Below are 16,218 nucleotides of genomic sequence, written 5' to 3'. Positions count from 1 at the left end.
TGAACGCACATTCAAAATGAATGCAAGATAGTGTGATAAAACAACATTTTGCATTTGAATGAAAAATACGAACGGAACGGGAGACTGATATGGCGGCCAAACGGGAATTTGACGATTTCAACGACAACACCCCCGCTGGCGTGGATGCAATGGCCGAGAAGCACCTCGTGCAGCCCTGGCCGGTTTCGGGGTCGATCGGCGCCGAAGCCCGTGGCTTCATCGAGAGCGGCGAGGGCATCTATGTCACCGATCACACCGGCCGCCGCCTGATCGACGGCCCCGCCGGCATGTGGTGCGTCAATGTCGGCCATCGCAACAAGGAACTCGCCCAGGTCATGCATGACCAGGCGATGGCGCTGTCCTACAATTCGCCCTGGTACACGACGAACCAGCCGTCCGCCGTGCTGGCCAAGCGGCTCGCCGGTCTTGCGCCTGAGGGTCTCGGCCACGTCTTTTACACGACGGGCGGCTCGTCGGCGGTCGAGACGGCGCTGCGCTTCATGCAGTTTTACAACAATGTAAAGGGCCGGCCGGAGAAGAAGATGATCGTCTCCCGCGAGGGCGGCTATCACGGCTCGACCTATCTCTCGGCCTCGCTCAACGGCCGCCCGCGCGACCATGACTGGATGGATTCGGCGCGCGAACAGATACTGAAACTCTCCTGCCCCAATCCGTTCCGCCGGTCCGCCGGCATGACGGAAGCCGAGTTTACGGATTTCCTCGTCGCCGAATTCCGGGCGCTGATCGAAAAGGTCGGCGCCGACAAGATCGGCGCCTTCATCGGCGAACCGATCATGGCCTCGGGTGGCGTGATCGTGCCGCCGGAGGGCTACTGGCCGCGCATGCGGGCGCTGTGCACCGAGTTCGATATCCTCTTCATCATGGATGAAGTCGTCACCGCCTTCGGCCGCCTCGGCCATGTCTTCGCGGCCGACGAAGCGTTCGGCGTCAAGCCCGACATGATCACCTTCGCCAAGGGCGTCACGTCGGGCTATTTTCCGCTCGGCGGCGTGATGATCGCATCCAGACTGTTCGAGGAACTGCGCCAGTCCAACCATAATGACGCGATGTTCGCGCACGGCCTGACCTATTCCAGCCATCCGATCGGTTGCGCCGTGGCGCTGAAGAATCTCGACATTCTCGAAGAAGGCCTACTCGACTATGCGCAGTCGATCTCCGGGCATTTCCAGAGCCGGCTCAAGGCGCTCGAAGACCTGCCGCTGGTGGGCGAGGTGCGTGGGCGCGGCCTGATGGCAGGCATCGAATGTGTCGCCGACCATGTCAGCAACAATCCGCTGACGCTCGATCTCGAAGTGGGAAAACGCATCGACAAGCATTGCCAGGAGCTTGGCCTGCTGGTGCGGCCGCTGATCAACATGTGCGTGATGAGCCCGCCGCTGACCATCTCCATCGCCCAGATAGACGAGATGGCCGATATCCTGCGCAAGAGCATTGTGATCACGCAAGATGAATTGGTGCGGGAAGGGCTTTGGAAGGGGTGAGGCTCGCGCCTCACGTCCTCGACGGCAATAGAATGATCGCGCTGCCGATAAGGCAGACCACCAGCCCCGTCAGGTCCCACCTGTCGGGGCGTTGTCCTTCCACGAGCCAAAGCCACAAAATGGATGCCGTGATGTAGACGCCGCCATAGGCCGCATAGGCGCGGCCGGCGGCTTCAACGGGTATGAACGTCAGCAGCCAGGCGAAGAGCGCCAGCGACACCATCCCGGGCGCGAGCCAAAGCGGCGATTTGTCGAGCTTGAGCCAGGCCCAGAAGGCGAAGCATCCGGCGATTTCGGCGAACGCTGCGGCGGCATAGATGAGATAGGTCATCTACGCACGATCCTCATGAGAGAGGGCAGATACGATATCGGTTCTCGAGAAATCGTTGCCGACGAAAAGCAACGGGCAATTTCGCTCCTTAGCCAGTTGGTAGGCAAAGCAATCACCGAAGTTCAAGCCTGCCGGATGAAAGCCCTTGCCCCACTTTAGATACGCCTTGCCTGTTTGATATGCGGATTCCTTCGTGACCGGAACAACCTCGTGTACCAATCTCCCTAGTAGTTTTTCTACTTCTGCGGTCAGATTCTTGCCTGCTGCTACGATCACCATTTCAGTAAGTGTAGCAGCGGAAATCAAGATCTCATCGGCGTCCTCGATTGCTTTCTTGCACTCTGCTGCTTCGGATTCGTTGATGACAATCGCCATGAGGGCCGATGTATCTATGACGATCATTTCGGCAGGCCGAGCTCATCGTAGAGATAATCCTGGCTACGCGCCGCGCTGGGGCCGATATAGGGGCCTCGCGCCTCCGCCATTCGCCGAATTTCTTCAAACAGCGCCCGCTTTTCCTCTCGCGTCTGCTTCGGTTGAGCGGAAGGGACAATTCGTGCGACTTCCTTGCCGTCTTCCGTGAGTACGACTTCAGCGCCCCGTTCTGCAAGGCGCACCAATTCTGCCAATTGCCCATCTGCTTCGGCTACGGACAGTTTCATCCGGCTTCTCCTGTGCTGTCGTCCGTTTAGCTTAGCACATCAGAAAACGCGGTCCAACGCTTCAGGCGCCCACCCGCATCCGGGCATTCACCTCCGCGACTTCCTTTTCCTCGGGCGCCTTTTCCAGCGTCATCACTGGCAGCACGCGGCGGAGATGGTCGTGGTGGGTGCGGACGCCATATTCGAGGTCGGAGAGGTAGAAATTGCCGAAGCTCTTGGACGCCATGGCCTCGTTCGACCAGATCGTCAATTGGACGTCTTCCGACAGCGTGTCGCGATCGATGCGCATCTGGAGATAGCGGGCGACTTCCTGCTCGCGGGTCTCGTCCTTGTAGCAATAGACGGCGCCGCGCAGCATGGTTTGGGTCCGGGAGATCGGGAATTCCTGGTAGAACTGCACGGTCTCCGGCGTCACCGCGATCACGCAGTTCGGGAACAGTCCGTAATAAATCCAGGCCTTCTTCAGTCGTTCCGGCAGGCGCGGATTATCCTGGCTGATCTTGACGTAGTTGCGCACGCTCCATCGGCGGCCGGCATGCGGATTGTAGGTCGCGAAGGAGCGGCAGATGCCGTTGACATAGGGCTCGTCGTAATAGGTCTGGCCATAGAGATCCTGCAGCGCCGGATGGGCCATGGCGACGTGATAGCCTTCATTGTCGACGTCACGCACGGACTTCCAGTTGACCGGCGTGGTCTGGGTGAAGATCTCGCCCGCCGGCACCATGGTCTCGGACTGGTAGGGGCGAAGCTCGTCGGCGAAGGGCTGCATGATCTCGGCCACCGAGGCCTGCTGCCCCTTGGCGAAGCGGATGAAGACGAAGCCCATCCAGATCTCGGTATCGAGCGGCGTCAGGCCGAACTGCACCTTGTCGAGCGGTGGGAAGGTGTTGGGGCGCGACGGCCCGCGCAGCGTGCCGTCGAGATTGTAGACCCAGCCGTGGAACGGACAGACCAGCGCATTGCGGCATTTGCCCTGCTCGTCGGCGACGAGGCGCGAGCCGCGATGCTTGCAGATATTGTGGAAACCCCGGATCACGCCGTCCTGCCCGCGCAGGATCAACGCCCGCTCGCCGACGATATCCATCGTCAGATAGCTGCCGGGCTCAGGCAGGTCGGAAATGTGGCAGGCGATCTGCCAGTGCTCGCGGAAGACATGCTGCTTTTCGAGTTCGAGCAACGCGTCGGAATGATAGGTCCAGCCGGGCAGGCCGCGGCGATCCCAATCGTTTGGGACATTCAAATCGCGGACAATCTCGTTCATGGCGGACCTCATTATTTGCTGAATGTTCATTCAATATAATCACATTTTCCCATAAATTGGAATAGGTTGCGAGAAGAATTCGTTTGATGGATTGTTGACGGCGCGCCGGATCGCAGATGGTAGTCAGCCGGAGTTCTCCGAGAAAAGCAAACCGCTTCAAGGAGATAATGTGGCCCGGCATCAGGCCGCGCGTTGCAGTGATAATTTCTTATCGGAGTGGGCGGAACAGCCTGTTCAATGCGTGATAAGGACGTGCGCCGGGGTCGGGCGGTCGATGCCCTTGAGCGTCAGCGTGCGCAATTCCGATTCCGAGATCGAAGCTGGTGCCAGCGCCGCCGTTTCCACCGAAATCACGATCTCACCGGCTGCGGCCTGGGATTCCAGTCGCGACGCAAGATTGACCGCACCGCCAATTGCCGTGAAATCACTGCGGAAGGTGGAGAACTCACCGATCTCGACCTCGCCGGTATGAATGCCGACACCGACGCCGATGGCACCCGATACGGTGTGATCGAGATCCAGACCCAACGAACGGAGAGCGATGCCGCACTGGACCTGTATGTCGCGTGCAGCCTTGATCGCGGCCTCGGCGTGGTTCTCTATCTTGATGGGAAAGTTGAAGATTGCCATCAGGCCATCGCCCATCTGCTTGTTGACGATCCCGTCATTGTCCCAGATCGCCTGGGCGCATTTATCCTGGAATACGCTGACAATCTCGCTAAGTTGGATCGGCGCCATGCGCTCCGACAGATGGGTGAAACCACGGATATCCGCAAACAGAATCGTTGCAACGGAAGTGATGTGACGCTGCTTCTTTACGTACCGAAATGAGCGTTCGCAGATCGTGCAGATATTGGGATTCATCTTGCTGCGCGTAATGCCGAAAGCCCTGAAGGGAAGCGCCAGTGGTCCCCGAATGGGAATCGGCATATGCATCTGGTCCCAGCAACCCCGGCAAATGTGGGCATTGTTTCGTGCCGTCGATTCCATCCAACGACCTCCAGCCTTGTCCGCAGCGCATCCATCAATGTCGGTTCTGGCCGCCGAAAAGACAGAATGGCTCTTTTGGCGGCTTCTGGCAACCTGCACGCCGGCCATTCGTGACCGACGGACGGTTCGCGCTATTTCTCCGCTTCCTCGTTCAGCCATTTCATGAACAGCATGGCCTCCGCAGTCATCCGCTTGCCGCCCTGGGCCTGTACGACATAGTGGGATTCTTCAACCGGCAGCGACGCTTCGATGGGCTTCTCGAGGCGGCCATCGAGAATATAGGCCTCGGCGAGGCCATCGAGCACGATGGCCGGTCCGACGCCTGACGCGGCCATTTCCAGCGCCGAGATCGTCGTGTCGATATTCATGCCCGGTGCTGGCGGAAGCACGAAGCCTGCCGATTGCGCCAGCCGCTGCCAGAGATTTTCGTAACCTGTGACGTGGATCAGCATGCGGTTGGTGACCAGCGATTTCAGCCGCGCCGCATCGTCCTCGCCTTCCGCCATGCCTGATTTGCAGACGACGATCACATTGTGGCGCAGCAGCAGTGTCGACTTGACGCCCGACCATTTGCCGTCGCCGAAACGGATGTCGATGTCTGCGACTTCCTCGCTTGAGGCCGGCGCCCAGACGATGGTGGAAATGCGGAGCGAGATGTCCGGCCATAATTTCTGGAATTTCGGCAGTCGCGGCGCGAGCCATAGCGCCAGCAGCGAAATCGGCGCGCGGATGGTCAGCATCCGCTTACCGACAGGGCCGAACAGGCCGGCAGTTGCAGCTGCAAGCTCGTCGAAGCTGTTGCGCAGCGGCGGCAGGTAGGCAGCGCCGATATCAGTCAGGCGCAGGCTGCGCGGCAGGCGTTCGAACAGCACGACGCCGAGATGTTTTTCCAGCGACCGCACCTGATGGCTGACGGCCGCTTGGGTCAGGTTCAGCTCGGCTGCGGCCAGCGTGAAGCTCTGGTGGCGCGCGGCAGCCTCGAAGGCGCGCAGCCATGCGAGCGGCGGAAGCTGATAGCCTGCGAAGGGATTGTGATCGTTCATTCTGTCCGTGGGGCCGGGCGGTTTCGTGCCGGACTCTAACCAGAGATTCTCCATTCCGCTAGGCCTCCTCGTCTTCAAGCAGCCAGGCAGCCGCGCGGGATGCCACCATCATGGTCGGCGCATTGGTATTGCCAGAGATAATGAAAGGGAAAACCGAGGCGTCGGCGACGATCAGCCCCTCGATTCCATGCACGCGCAGGCGCTGATCGACAACCGAGGTCAGCGGATCGCTGCCCATACGAGCCGTGCCGCAGGGATGATAGACGGTGCCCGAACGGCTGCGGAAATCCTGGATCAGTTCGTCATCGCTTTGCACCGATGGGCCGGGCACCAGTTCCTCGGTGGTGATTTCGGCGAGCGCGGGCTGTGCGGCAAGGCGACGGATGAGTTTGACGCCCGACAGCATGCCCGCGAGATCGGCTTCGGTGCCATAGGCATTGGCACGGATCGCCGGATGTTCAAGAGGGTCTGCGGAGCGGATGAGGACGCTGCCACACGACTGAGGCTTGGTCGTGGATATGCCGATCGCATAGCCGGGGAAAGGGTCGGGTTCCAGCAAGGGCCGCGTGCCCGCGCGGGCGGTGGCCGTGCTGATCGCCTGGAAATAGAGCTGGATATCAGGGCGCTCGACATCCGGCCGCGATTTTACGAAGCCACCGCCCTGGTTCAAGCTGAGGCTGAGCGGACCGGAACCCGCCAGCAGGAACTGCATGCCGGTGCGCAGCTTGCCCCACCATGGCCGGAGCAACTGGTTCAGCGTGGGGACATTGGCCTTGAAGGTGTAGTTGATGCCGAGGTGATCCTGCATATGGTGGCCGACTGCTGGGCTATCGTGGAGCACGTCCACGCCGAGTGATTTGAGGTGTTCCGCCGGGCCGATGCCGGAGAGCTGCAGCAATTGCGGCGTGTTGATAGCGCCAGCGGCAAGGACGACGACGCGGTTGGCGCTCAGTACCCGCCGTGCGCCGCGATGGTCGATTTCGATTCCAGTAGCGCGCCCGCCGGCAAATATCACCTTCGTCGCCTGCGCGCCGGTGATCAGCGTCAGGTTCTTGCGCTTGAGTGCGGGCCGCAGGAAGGCCCGGGCGGCCGACACGCGCCAGCCGCTTTTCGTATTGATCTGGTAGATGCCTATGCCTTCCTGCTGCGGCCCGTTGAAGTCGGGATTGACAGGGAAACCTGCCTCGCGCCCGGCGCGGACGAAGCGTTCCGTGAGAAGCTGCGGCCTGCGGCTGGCGTCGGTGATATGGATGGGGCCACCCGTGCCACGAAGTTCGGTTTCGCCGGCTTCATTATGTTCGAGCGCCTTGAAGAATGGCAGGACATCCTCAAATCCCCAGCCCGGATTGCCCGCTGCCGCCCAGTCGTCGTAATCGCGCCGGTCGCCGCGAATCCAGACCATGGCGTTGATCGAGCCGGAGCCGCCGAGCAGCTTGCCGCGGGGCCAGAAATCGCGCTGGCCGTTCAAGCCGGGATCGGGTTCGGCGTAGTAGTTCCAGTTGATGGATTTGTCGTAGAAGGTCTTGCCGTAGCCGAGCGGCATCTGGACGAAGAATTTCCTGTCCGTGCCACCCGCCTCGACGATCGCGACCTTGTATCGGCCGTTGCGGCTCAGCGCTTCGGCCAGCACGCAGCCTGCCGAGCCTGCGCCGACGATGATATAGTCGAATGTCGCGCCATCGAGGTCCATCAAAGCTCCGCCGGAAAGCCGGGCGCGCGGAGATCGGTTCCGGTGGCATCCTCAAGCAGCTTGACCACCTGGCTGGACCATGCGCCACCGCCATAGGCCGAGCGGGCGCGGATGAAGGTCTGCATCGCCTGGCCGGCGAGATCGAGCGGCACGCCGAATTCCTTGCCGAAACCGAGCGCGAAGCCGAGATCCTTCACCGCAAGATCCATGGTGAAGTTGATGTTGTAGCTGCCGTTGAGGATCACCTGCCCCTCGGTCTCATGGACGAAGGAGTTGCCCGAGGATGCCTTGATGATGTTGAAGGCGTCGGTCAGGTCGATGCCGCCTTTCTTCGCCAGCATCAGCGCTTCGCCTGAGGCGATCAGGTGGATGAAGGCCAGCATGTTGGTAATGACCTTGATCACCGCCGCCTTGCCGAGGTCGCCGGCGTGGAAGATCTCGCCGCCCATGGCCTGGAGGGCAGGCTTGTGCAGTTCGAATAGGTCCTTGTCGCCGCCGGCGATGACCGTAATCTCGCCGGTCGCGGCCTTGTGGACGCCGCCGGTGACCGGCGATTCCATCATGCTGACACCCTTGTCGGCGGCGACTGCGGCAAGCCGCGTGACGTCATTATGGTCGAGGGTGCTCATCTCGATCCATGTGCCGCCGGATTTCAGGCCGGAGAGAATGCCACGTGGGCCCGACAGCACCGCCTCGGAAATCTTTGGCGAGGGCAGGCAGGTGATGACGCAATCGACCTTTTCAGCGAGCGCCTGCGGGTCGTCCGCCCATTTAGCGCCACTCTCAAGAAGCGTCGTCGCATTGGCCTTGTCGAGATCGTTGACGGTGAGGTCGAAACCAGCCTTCAAGAGACTGCCCGCGAGATAGCGGCCGAGATGGCCGAGCCCGATAAAACCGTAGCGCATTGTTCCCTCGCAAGCCCGTCGCAAACAAACGGAATTGTATATTCCGAGGGGCTGATATTTTTGTGCGATCGATGTTAGCCTATTTCCTTGGGCAGGTAATTCCCCGCTTCGCACAAAAATAACAGATACATTGCGCCGCAATCCTTTGTTTGCGCCAAGGCTGGGCAAAAGGGCAAATCCGGTCCAGTATCATCGCCGTCCCAAGATCGACAGGGGACGGCTGCGCATGGGTTTCTCGGAGGTCTGAATGTCAGAATTGCCATCAACGGCACGGGTGGTGATCATCGGCGGCGGCGCAGTGGGAGCATCGAGCCTCTATCACCTCGCCAAGGCCGGCTGGACAGATTGTCTCCTGCTCGAAAAGAACGAGTTGACGGCCGGTTCGACATGGCATGCGGCCGGCAATGTGCCGACCTTCTCGTCCTCCTGGTCGTTGATGAACATGCAGCGCTATTCGGCCAGCCTCTACCGCGGGCTTGGCGCCGAGGTCGATTATCCCATGAACTATCATGTGACGGGCTCGATCCGGCTCGGCCACTCGAAGGAACGCCTGCAGGAATTCAAGCGCGTTGTCGGCATGGGCCGCTACCAGGGGATGGAGCTGGATATCCTTTCGCCCGACGAGATCAAGTCGCGATACCCCTTCGCCGAGACACATGACCTGACGGGCGCGCTTTACGACCCGAATGATGGAGATATCGATCCGGCGCAATTGACACAGGCGCTCGCCAAGGGCGCGCGCGACATGGGCGCCAAGGTGATCCGCTTCTGCCCCGTCACCTCGGTCCGCCGCGAGAATGACGAATGGGTGATCGTCACGCCGAAGGGCGAGGTGCGTTGCGAATACGTCGTCAACGCCGCCGGCTATTATGCTCGCGAGGTTGGCAAGATGTTCGGTCGCGATGTGCCGATGATGGTGATGAGCCATCAATACATGCTGTTCGACACGATCCCGGAACTCGAGGCGTGGTCGAAGGAAGCCGGCCACAAGCTGCCGCTGCTGCGCGACGTGGACAGCTCCTACTATCTCCGGCAGGAGAAGTACGGCATGAATCTCGGGCCGTATGAGAAAAACTGCAAGGCGCATTGGGTGACCAAGGACGACCCGATGCCGGAGGATTTTTCCTTCCAGCTTTTCCCCGACGACCTCGAACGGCTGGAATGGTATCTCAACGACGCGATCGAGCGCGTGCCGATCCTCGGCACGGCCGGCCTTTCAAAGATGATCAATGGGCCGATCCCCTATGCGCCCGACGGCAACCCGCTGATCGGCCCGATGCCCGGCGTGCCGAATGCCTTCGAGGCCTGCGTCTTCACCTTCGGCATCTGCCAGGCCGGTGGTGCGGGCAAGGTGCTGGCGGAATGGGTGATGAACGGCGAGACGGAATGGGACATGTGGTCCTGCGATCCGCGCCGCTACACCAATTATACAGACCCGCAATATTGCATCGACAAGGGCATGGAAATCTATGGCCACGAATATGCCATGCATTTTCCCAAGCACTACTGGCCTGCCGGACGCGACCGGAAGCACTCGGTGATCCACGACCGGATTGCAGGGCTCGGCGCGCAGTTCAAACCCTATAACGGCTGGGAGCGCGCCATGTGGTACGCCAAGCCGGGCGACGATACGTCCGAAGCCGTGACCCAGACCTGGAACCGCAACGGTCCGTGGTCGCCTCGCATCGAAGCAGAATGCCTCGCCGTGCGCGATACCGCCGGCATTCTCGATCTCCCCGGCTTCTCGCGTTACCGCATCAAGGGACCGGGCGCCACGGAATGGCTCAAGGGCCTGATCACCGGCCGCGTGCCGAAGCCGGGCCGCATTGGCCTCGCGTATTTCTCCGACGACAAGGGCCGCATCGTCACGGAAATGTCGGTCATGATGCTGGACGAGGATTTCTTCTTCCTGATCACCGCCGCGACCGCGCAATGGCATGATTTCGAATGGCTGAAGAAGCATCTGCCTGGGGATGCCGCCTTCACTATCGACGACGTGACAGAACAGTTCTCCTGCCAGATCCTCTCTGGTCCGAAGGCGCGCGACGTTCTCTCTGAAGTCACCGACGCGGACTTGACCAAGCCCTGGCTGACGCATCAGTCCTGCCAGATCGCCGGCCGCTGGCTGCAACTCGTTCGTGTTTCCTTCGCCGGCGAACTCGGCTGGGAACTGCACACCAAGGTGGATGATACAGGCGCGGTGTTCGACGCCGTCTGGGCCGCCGGCCAGAAACACGGCCTGAAGCCATTCGGCATGGAGGCGCTGGATTCGCTCCGCATCGAGAAGGGTTATCGCGCCTGGAAGGGCGATCTTTCGACCGATTACACCATTCTTCAGGGTGGTATGGAGCGCTTCGTCGATTGGTCCAAGCCCAGCTTCAAGGGCAAACCGGCGCTGGAGCGCGAGAAGCAGCAGGGCGTCACCAAGCGTTTCGTGACGCTGGTGGTCGATGCCGGCGATTGCGATGCGCCATACATGTCGACGCTCTGGCATGGCGATAAGGTCGTCGGCGAGACGACCTCGGGCAACTGGGGTTACCGCATTGGCAAATCCATCGCGCTCGGCATGCTGCGCGCGGATCTGGCGGTGCCCGGCACGGAAATCGAGGTCGAGATATTCGGCGACAAGCGAAAGGCTGTGGTCCAGGAAGACAAGCCGCTGTTCGATCCCGAGAATGAAAGGCTGCGCGCATGAAGAAGCCCATCCCCTCCAAGGCCCGCGCCGTCATCATCGGCGGTGGTGTCTCGGGCTGCTCGGTGGCCTATCACCTTGCCAAGCTCGGCTGGACCGATGTTGTGCTGCTCGAACGCAAGCAGTTGACCTCGGGTACGACCTGGCATGCGGCGGGCCTGATCGGGCAAATGCGCGCCAGCCAGAACATGACCCGGCTCGCAAAATATTCGGCCGATCTTTATGTCAAGCTCGAAGCCGAGACCGGCATCGGCACCGGCATGAAGCAGAACGGCTCCATGACCATGGCGCTGACCGAGGAGCGTAAGCAGGAAATCTATCGCCAGGCCTCGCTCGCCCGTGCCTTCAATGTCGACGTGCGTGAGATTTCGCCTGGGGAAGCCAAGGAGATGTATCCGCATCTCAACATCGGCGACATCAAGGCCGCCGTGCATCTTCCGCTCGACGGCCAGTGCGACCCGGCCAATATCGCCATGGCGCTGGCCAAGGGCGCACGGCAGAACGGCGCGACTATTATCGAAGGCGTCAAGGTCACTGCGGTGAACCAACAGAATGGTCGCGTGGTGAGTGTCACCTGCGAGCAGGATGGCGAGACCTACACGATCGAGACCGAAAACGTCGTGAACGCCGCCGGCATGTGGGGGCGCACGCTCGCCAATATGTCCGGCGTCACGGTGCCGCTGCATGCCTGCGAGCATTTTTACATCGTCACCGAACCGATCCCCGGTCTCAAGCAACTCCCCGTGCTGCGCGTGCCGGATGAGTGCACCTATTACAAGGAGGATGCCGGCAAGATGCTGATCGGCGCCTTCGAGCTCAAGGCAAAGCCTTGGGGCATGGACGGCATTCGCGAGGACTTCTGCTTCGACCAGTTGCCGGAGGATTTCGACCACTTCCAGCCGATCCTGGAAATGGCGATCAACCGCATGCCGATGCTGGAAACTGCGGGTATCCATACTTTCTTCAACGGGCCGGAAAGCTTCACGCCCGATGATCGCTACTACCTTGGCGAGGCACCAGAACTGAAGGGCTACTGGGTTGCGGCCGGCTATAATTCGATCGGCATCGTCTCGTCGGGCGGTGCCGGCATGGCTCTGGCGCAATGGATGAACGATGGCGAACCGCCTTTCGATCTCTGGGAAGTCGATATCCGCCGCGCCCAGCCGTTCCAGAAGAACCGCGCCTATCTCAAGGAGCGGGTTACCGAAACGCTCGGCCTGCTCTATGCCGACCATTTCCCCTATCGCCAGATGGCAACCGCGCGCGGCGTCCGCCGCTCGCCGCTGCATGAGCATTTGAAGGCGCGGGGCGCGGTGTTCGGCGAAGTCGCCGGCAATGAGCGTGCCAATTGGTTTGCGAAAGAGGGCCAAGAGCGGGAGTATAGATATAGCTGGAACCGGCAGAACTGGTTCGAGAACCAGAAAGACGAGCATCTCTCGGTGCGCAACGGCGTCGGCCTGTTCGATATGTCGAGCTTCGGCAAGATCCGCGTCGAGGGCCGCGATGCCTGCGCCTTCCTCAACCGCCTTTGCGCCAACCAGATGGACGTTGCTGCCGGGCGCATCGTCTATACCCAGATGCTGAACCACAAGGGCGGCATCGAGAGCGATCTGACGGTTACGCGGTTGTCAGAAAATGCCTTCTTCCTCGTCGTGCCCGGCGCCACATTGCAGCGTGATCTGGCATGGCTGCGCAAGAACCTGACCTCGGATGAATTCGTCGTCATCACCGATGTCGCGGCTGGCGAGGCGGTGCTCTGCGTCATGGGCCCGAAATCGCGCGAGTTGATGCAGAAGGTCAGCCCCAACGATTTCTCCAATGCGAGCCATCCCTTTGCGACGGCGCGAGAAATCGAAGTCGGCATGGGCCTCGCCCGCGCCCACCGCGTCACCTATGTCGGCGAGCTTGGCTGGGAACTCTATGTCTCTTCGGACCAGGCCGCGCATGTATTCGAGGCGCTGGAGGAAGCAGGCGCGGATGTTGGCCTCAAGCTCTGCGGCCTGCATACGCTCGACAGCTGCCGCATCGAAAAGGCTTTCCGCCATTTCGGCCATGACATCACTGATGAGGATCATGTCCTGGAAGCTGGCCTCGGCTTTGCCGTCCGGCTCAACAAGCAGGATTTCATCGGCCGCGACGCGGTGTTGCGCAAACAGGAGGCAGGCCTCAAGCGCCGCATGCTGCAGTTCAAGCTCGATGACGCCCAGCCGCTGCTGTTCCACAACGAGGCGATCGTTCGTGACGGCAAGATCGTATCGATCGTCACCTCGGGCAATTACGGCCACCATCTCGGCGGTGCCATCGGCCTCGGCTACGTGCCTTGCGAGGGCCAGAGCGAGGGCGACGTGCTCGGCTCGAAATACGAGATCGAGATTGCGGGTACACGTGTTTCCGCCACGGCATCGATCGCGCCGATGTATGATCCGAAGTCGGAAAGGGTGAGGGCGTAAGCGTCATGTTGAGTGAAGCACCCCCCTCTGTCCTGCCGGACATCTCCCCCTCAAGGGGGGAGATTGGCAAGAGGCTCGCTCTCCGCCTCAAATTGGCGGCAGTTGCCGGGCATTCGACAGTTGAGGTGGGCAAGGCAGCGCTCCATCCGATCTCCCCCCTTGAGGGGGAGATGCCCGGTAGGGCAGAGGGGGGTGCTCGGGTCTCGGCCTTCTCGCTCGCAGCACAGCATCCTGACAGAAATTGCCAGCATCCGCTCTACACCACTCCTGTCGAAACATAGGAGGATCACATGATTATCGAACGCCACAGGAAATTTCATGCGCTTCATCAACAGGGCTGCTTCGTCATCCCGAACCCGTGGGACATGGGCTCGGCGAAAATGATGGCGGCTTCGGGCGCGGTCGCGCTCGCCACCAGTTCCGCGGCGCTTGCCTTCACGCTTGGCCGGCCGGATATGGGCCAGGTGACGCGCGAGGAAGCGCTCAGGCATGGCGAGGATATCGTGCGCGCCACGTCGCTGCCGGTGTCGGGCGATTTCGAAAATGGTTTTGCCGATGCGCCGGACGATGTCGCCGAGACGATCCGGCTTGCGGCCCAGGCTGGTCTCTCGGGCTGCTCGATCGAAGACACGCAGATGATCGACGGCAACCCGGCCTATGATTTCGAGCTTGCGGTCGATCGGATCAAGGCTGCTGCGGATGCCGCGCGTTCTCTGCCACAACCCTTCATGCTCTGCGCCCGCGCCGATGGCGTGATGAACGGCGTCTACAATCTCGACGAGGGCATCCGCCGCATCCAGGCGTTCGAGCGGGCCGGCGCCGGCCTTGTCTACATTCCGGTGCCGCCGGGGCCGGAGGAACTCAAGCGAGTCATCGCCTCGGTGAAAGCGCCGGTCAATGCGCTGGCCGCCGGCCCGCTCACCAGACTCTCGGTGAAGGAGATCGCTGCCATCGGTGCGCGACGCATCTCGCTCGGCTCGATGATCGCCCGCGTCACCCATGCGGCGATTGCCGAACAGATGGACGCCATCATGAAAGATGGCGATTTCACGAAACTTTCAGCGGCGGCCTCGGGCAAAAAAATCGATGCCATGCTTGTCGCCGGGTCGAATACGGAGAACCAGAATGAATGAGATGGTCTTGAACCGGCGCGCCGGCGGCCGCGCCGCCCGCGTTGCCGCCCGCTCCGCACCTCTGGCGGAAAACCTGCGCCCGGTTCGCCCGGGCCTGCCCGGCGGCCAATACAAGGCGCTGACCGATGCGGGTATCAAGCGCATTCATGAGGCGGCGCTGGAAGCGCTCGAGGTGATCGGCCTGTCGCAGGCGCCGCAGACCGGTATCGATGCGATGACCAAGGCTGGCGCCATTCTCGGCGAGGATGGTCGCCTGCGGTTTCCGCGCGCGCTGGTAGAGGACATGCTGGCCAAGGCTGCACGAGGCATCACGCTCTTCGGTCGCGAAACGAAATACGACCTGGACCTGAGCGGCACCAAGGTTCACTTCGGCACGGCGGGTGCGGCGGTGCATATCGTCGATGTCGAGAAGCGCGAGTATCGCGAGTCGACCTCGAAGGACCTACTCCAGGCTTCGCAGCTCGTCCATCACCTGGACAATGTGCATTTCTTCCAGCGCGCCATGGTCTGCCGCGACGTGGAAGACAATCTGCTGATGGACATGAACACGCTCTATGCCTGCTGCGCGGGCACGACAAAGCATGTCGGCACCAGCTTCTCCGATCCCAGCTTCGTCGGCGATGGCTTCGAGATGCTGCACATGATCGCGGGCGGCGAGGACAAGTGGCGGGCGCGTCCCTTCGTCTCCAATTCGAACTGCTTCGTCGTTCCGCCGATGAAATTCGCCACCGAAAGCTGCCAGACGATGGAGCATTGCATCCGTGAGGGCATGCCGATCCTGCTACTCTCCGCCGGTCAGGCAGGTGCGACTGCGCCCGCGCCACTCGCGACAGCAATCGTCCAGGCCGTGGCGGAATGCCTTGCCGGCGTCGTTTATGTCAACTCCATCGCGCCCGGCCATCCGGCGATCTTCGGCACATGGCCTTTCGTCTCCGACCTCAGGACCGGCGCGATGTCGGGCGGCTCGGGCGAACAGGGCCTGCTGACGGCGGGCTGCGCCCAGATGCATCAGTTCTACGGCTTGCCGGGTGGCGCCGCCGGCGGCATGTCCGACTCCAAGCTGCCCGATATGCAGGCCGGCTGGGAACAGGGCATTCTCAACGTGCTCGCCGGTCTCTCGGGCCTCAACATGGTCTATGAATCGGTCGGCATGCATGCCTCGCTGCTCGGCTTTTGCCTGGAATCGCTGGTGCTGGGCGACGACCTGCTCGGCCAGGTGCAGCGCTGCGTGCGCGGCATCGACGTCACCGAGGATTCGGTGTCAATCGAGACGATGAGGCAGGTCTGCCTCGAAGGTCCCGGACACTATCTCGGCCACGCCCAGACGCTGGAATTGATGCAGACGGAATATATCTACCCCGCTGTCGCCAACCGTTCGAGCCCCAAGGAGTGGAACGAACTCGGCCGGCCCGACCTGATCCAGAAGGCGATCGAGCGCAAGAACAGGATTCTGGCGGATGCCGCGCCGTCGTTGATCGATTTCGAGGCGGATGCGGCGATCAGGGCGCGGTGGCAGATTTACTGCTGATCTGTTGCGGCCGGTGTGAGCCGGCCATCTA

General features: G+C 61.4%; 13 protein-coding genes. 5 read left to right on the top strand and 8 right to left on the bottom strand.

Annotated features, from left to right (window positions below; translation table 11 throughout):
• Positions 1 to 89 precede the first annotated feature (89 nt).
• Positions 90 to 1,502 (top strand): aminotransferase, encoded by a 1,413-nt coding sequence (locus tag IHQ71_RS22470; RefSeq protein WP_258158640.1) that lies wholly within the window; start codon positions 90 to 92, stop codon positions 1,500 to 1,502.
• Between the two features lie 10 nt (positions 1,503 to 1,512).
• Here IHQ71_RS22470 and IHQ71_RS22465 read toward each other — a convergent pair whose 3' ends face one another.
• The 8 genes from IHQ71_RS22465 to IHQ71_RS22425 form a co-directional block, all read right to left on the bottom strand.
• The gene (locus IHQ71_RS22465) at positions 1,513 to 1,833 is read right to left on the bottom strand and encodes a YnfA family protein (protein WP_258158639.1); all 321 of its coding nucleotides are present in this window, start codon (positions 1,831 to 1,833) and stop codon (positions 1,513 to 1,515) included.
• Positions 1,834 to 2,235: a type II toxin-antitoxin system VapC family toxin gene (locus tag IHQ71_RS22460; protein WP_258158638.1), complete on the bottom strand. Its 402-nt coding sequence runs from the start codon at positions 2,233 to 2,235 to the stop codon at positions 1,834 to 1,836.
• Positions 2,232 to 2,495 (bottom strand): type II toxin-antitoxin system Phd/YefM family antitoxin, encoded by a 264-nt coding sequence (locus IHQ71_RS22455; RefSeq protein ID WP_258158637.1) that lies wholly within the window; start codon positions 2,493 to 2,495, stop codon positions 2,232 to 2,234. Before IHQ71_RS22455 ends, IHQ71_RS22460 begins: the two co-directional genes overlap by 4 nt.
• 61 nt (positions 2,496 to 2,556) lie before the next feature.
• A complete protein-coding gene (locus IHQ71_RS22450; RefSeq protein ID WP_258158636.1) occupies positions 2,557 to 3,756 on the bottom strand; it encodes an aromatic ring-hydroxylating dioxygenase subunit alpha in 1,200 nt (399 codons plus the stop codon).
• 234 nt (positions 3,757 to 3,990) lie between these two features.
• Positions 3,991 to 4,746: an adenylate/guanylate cyclase domain-containing protein gene (locus IHQ71_RS22445; RefSeq protein ID WP_258162919.1), complete on the bottom strand. Its 756-nt coding sequence runs from the start codon at positions 4,744 to 4,746 to the stop codon at positions 3,991 to 3,993.
• A gap of 131 nt (positions 4,747 to 4,877) precedes the next feature.
• Complete coding sequence (locus IHQ71_RS22440; protein ID WP_308737874.1) at positions 4,878 to 5,789, bottom strand: LysR family transcriptional regulator; 912 nt, start codon at positions 5,787 to 5,789, stop codon at positions 4,878 to 4,880.
• Between the two features lie 58 nt (positions 5,790 to 5,847).
• Positions 5,848 to 7,479, bottom strand: a complete 1,632-nt coding sequence (locus IHQ71_RS22430) for a GMC family oxidoreductase (RefSeq protein WP_258158635.1) — start codon at positions 7,477 to 7,479, stop codon at positions 5,848 to 5,850.
• Positions 7,479 to 8,384, bottom strand: a complete 906-nt coding sequence (locus IHQ71_RS22425) for an NAD(P)-dependent oxidoreductase (RefSeq protein ID WP_258158634.1) — start codon at positions 8,382 to 8,384, stop codon at positions 7,479 to 7,481. Before IHQ71_RS22425 ends, IHQ71_RS22430 begins: the two co-directional genes overlap by 1 nt.
• 247 nt (positions 8,385 to 8,631) lie before the next feature.
• Between IHQ71_RS22425 and IHQ71_RS22420 the strand changes: the two genes are divergently transcribed.
• From IHQ71_RS22420 to IHQ71_RS22400, 4 genes are all read left to right on the top strand, one after another.
• On the top strand, positions 8,632 to 11,079 hold the full coding sequence (locus IHQ71_RS22420) for an FAD-dependent oxidoreductase (RefSeq protein ID WP_258158633.1): 2,448 nt from the start codon (positions 8,632 to 8,634) through the stop codon (positions 11,077 to 11,079).
• A complete protein-coding gene (locus IHQ71_RS22415; RefSeq protein WP_258158632.1) occupies positions 11,076 to 13,526 on the top strand; it encodes an FAD-dependent oxidoreductase in 2,451 nt (816 codons plus the stop codon). The genes IHQ71_RS22420 and IHQ71_RS22415 overlap by 4 nt, the downstream gene beginning before the upstream one ends.
• A gap of 290 nt (positions 13,527 to 13,816) precedes the next feature.
• Positions 13,817 to 14,659 (top strand): oxaloacetate decarboxylase, encoded by an 843-nt coding sequence (locus IHQ71_RS22405; RefSeq protein ID WP_258158631.1) that lies wholly within the window; start codon positions 13,817 to 13,819, stop codon positions 14,657 to 14,659.
• Positions 14,652 to 16,187 carry a trimethylamine methyltransferase family protein gene (locus IHQ71_RS22400; RefSeq protein WP_258158630.1) on the top strand — a complete coding sequence of 512 codons (1,536 nt, stop codon included), beginning with the start codon at positions 14,652 to 14,654 and terminating at the stop codon, positions 16,185 to 16,187. Before IHQ71_RS22405 ends, IHQ71_RS22400 begins: the two co-directional genes overlap by 8 nt.
• Positions 16,188 to 16,218: the final 31 nt, after the last annotated feature.

It is taken from the genome of Rhizobium sp. TH2, from assembly GCF_024707525.1.
Lineage (GTDB): Bacteria > Pseudomonadota > Alphaproteobacteria > Rhizobiales > Rhizobiaceae > Rhizobium_E.
Note: the sequence above shows the minus strand (reverse complement) of the source record. Positions and strands in the feature narration are given on the sequence as shown.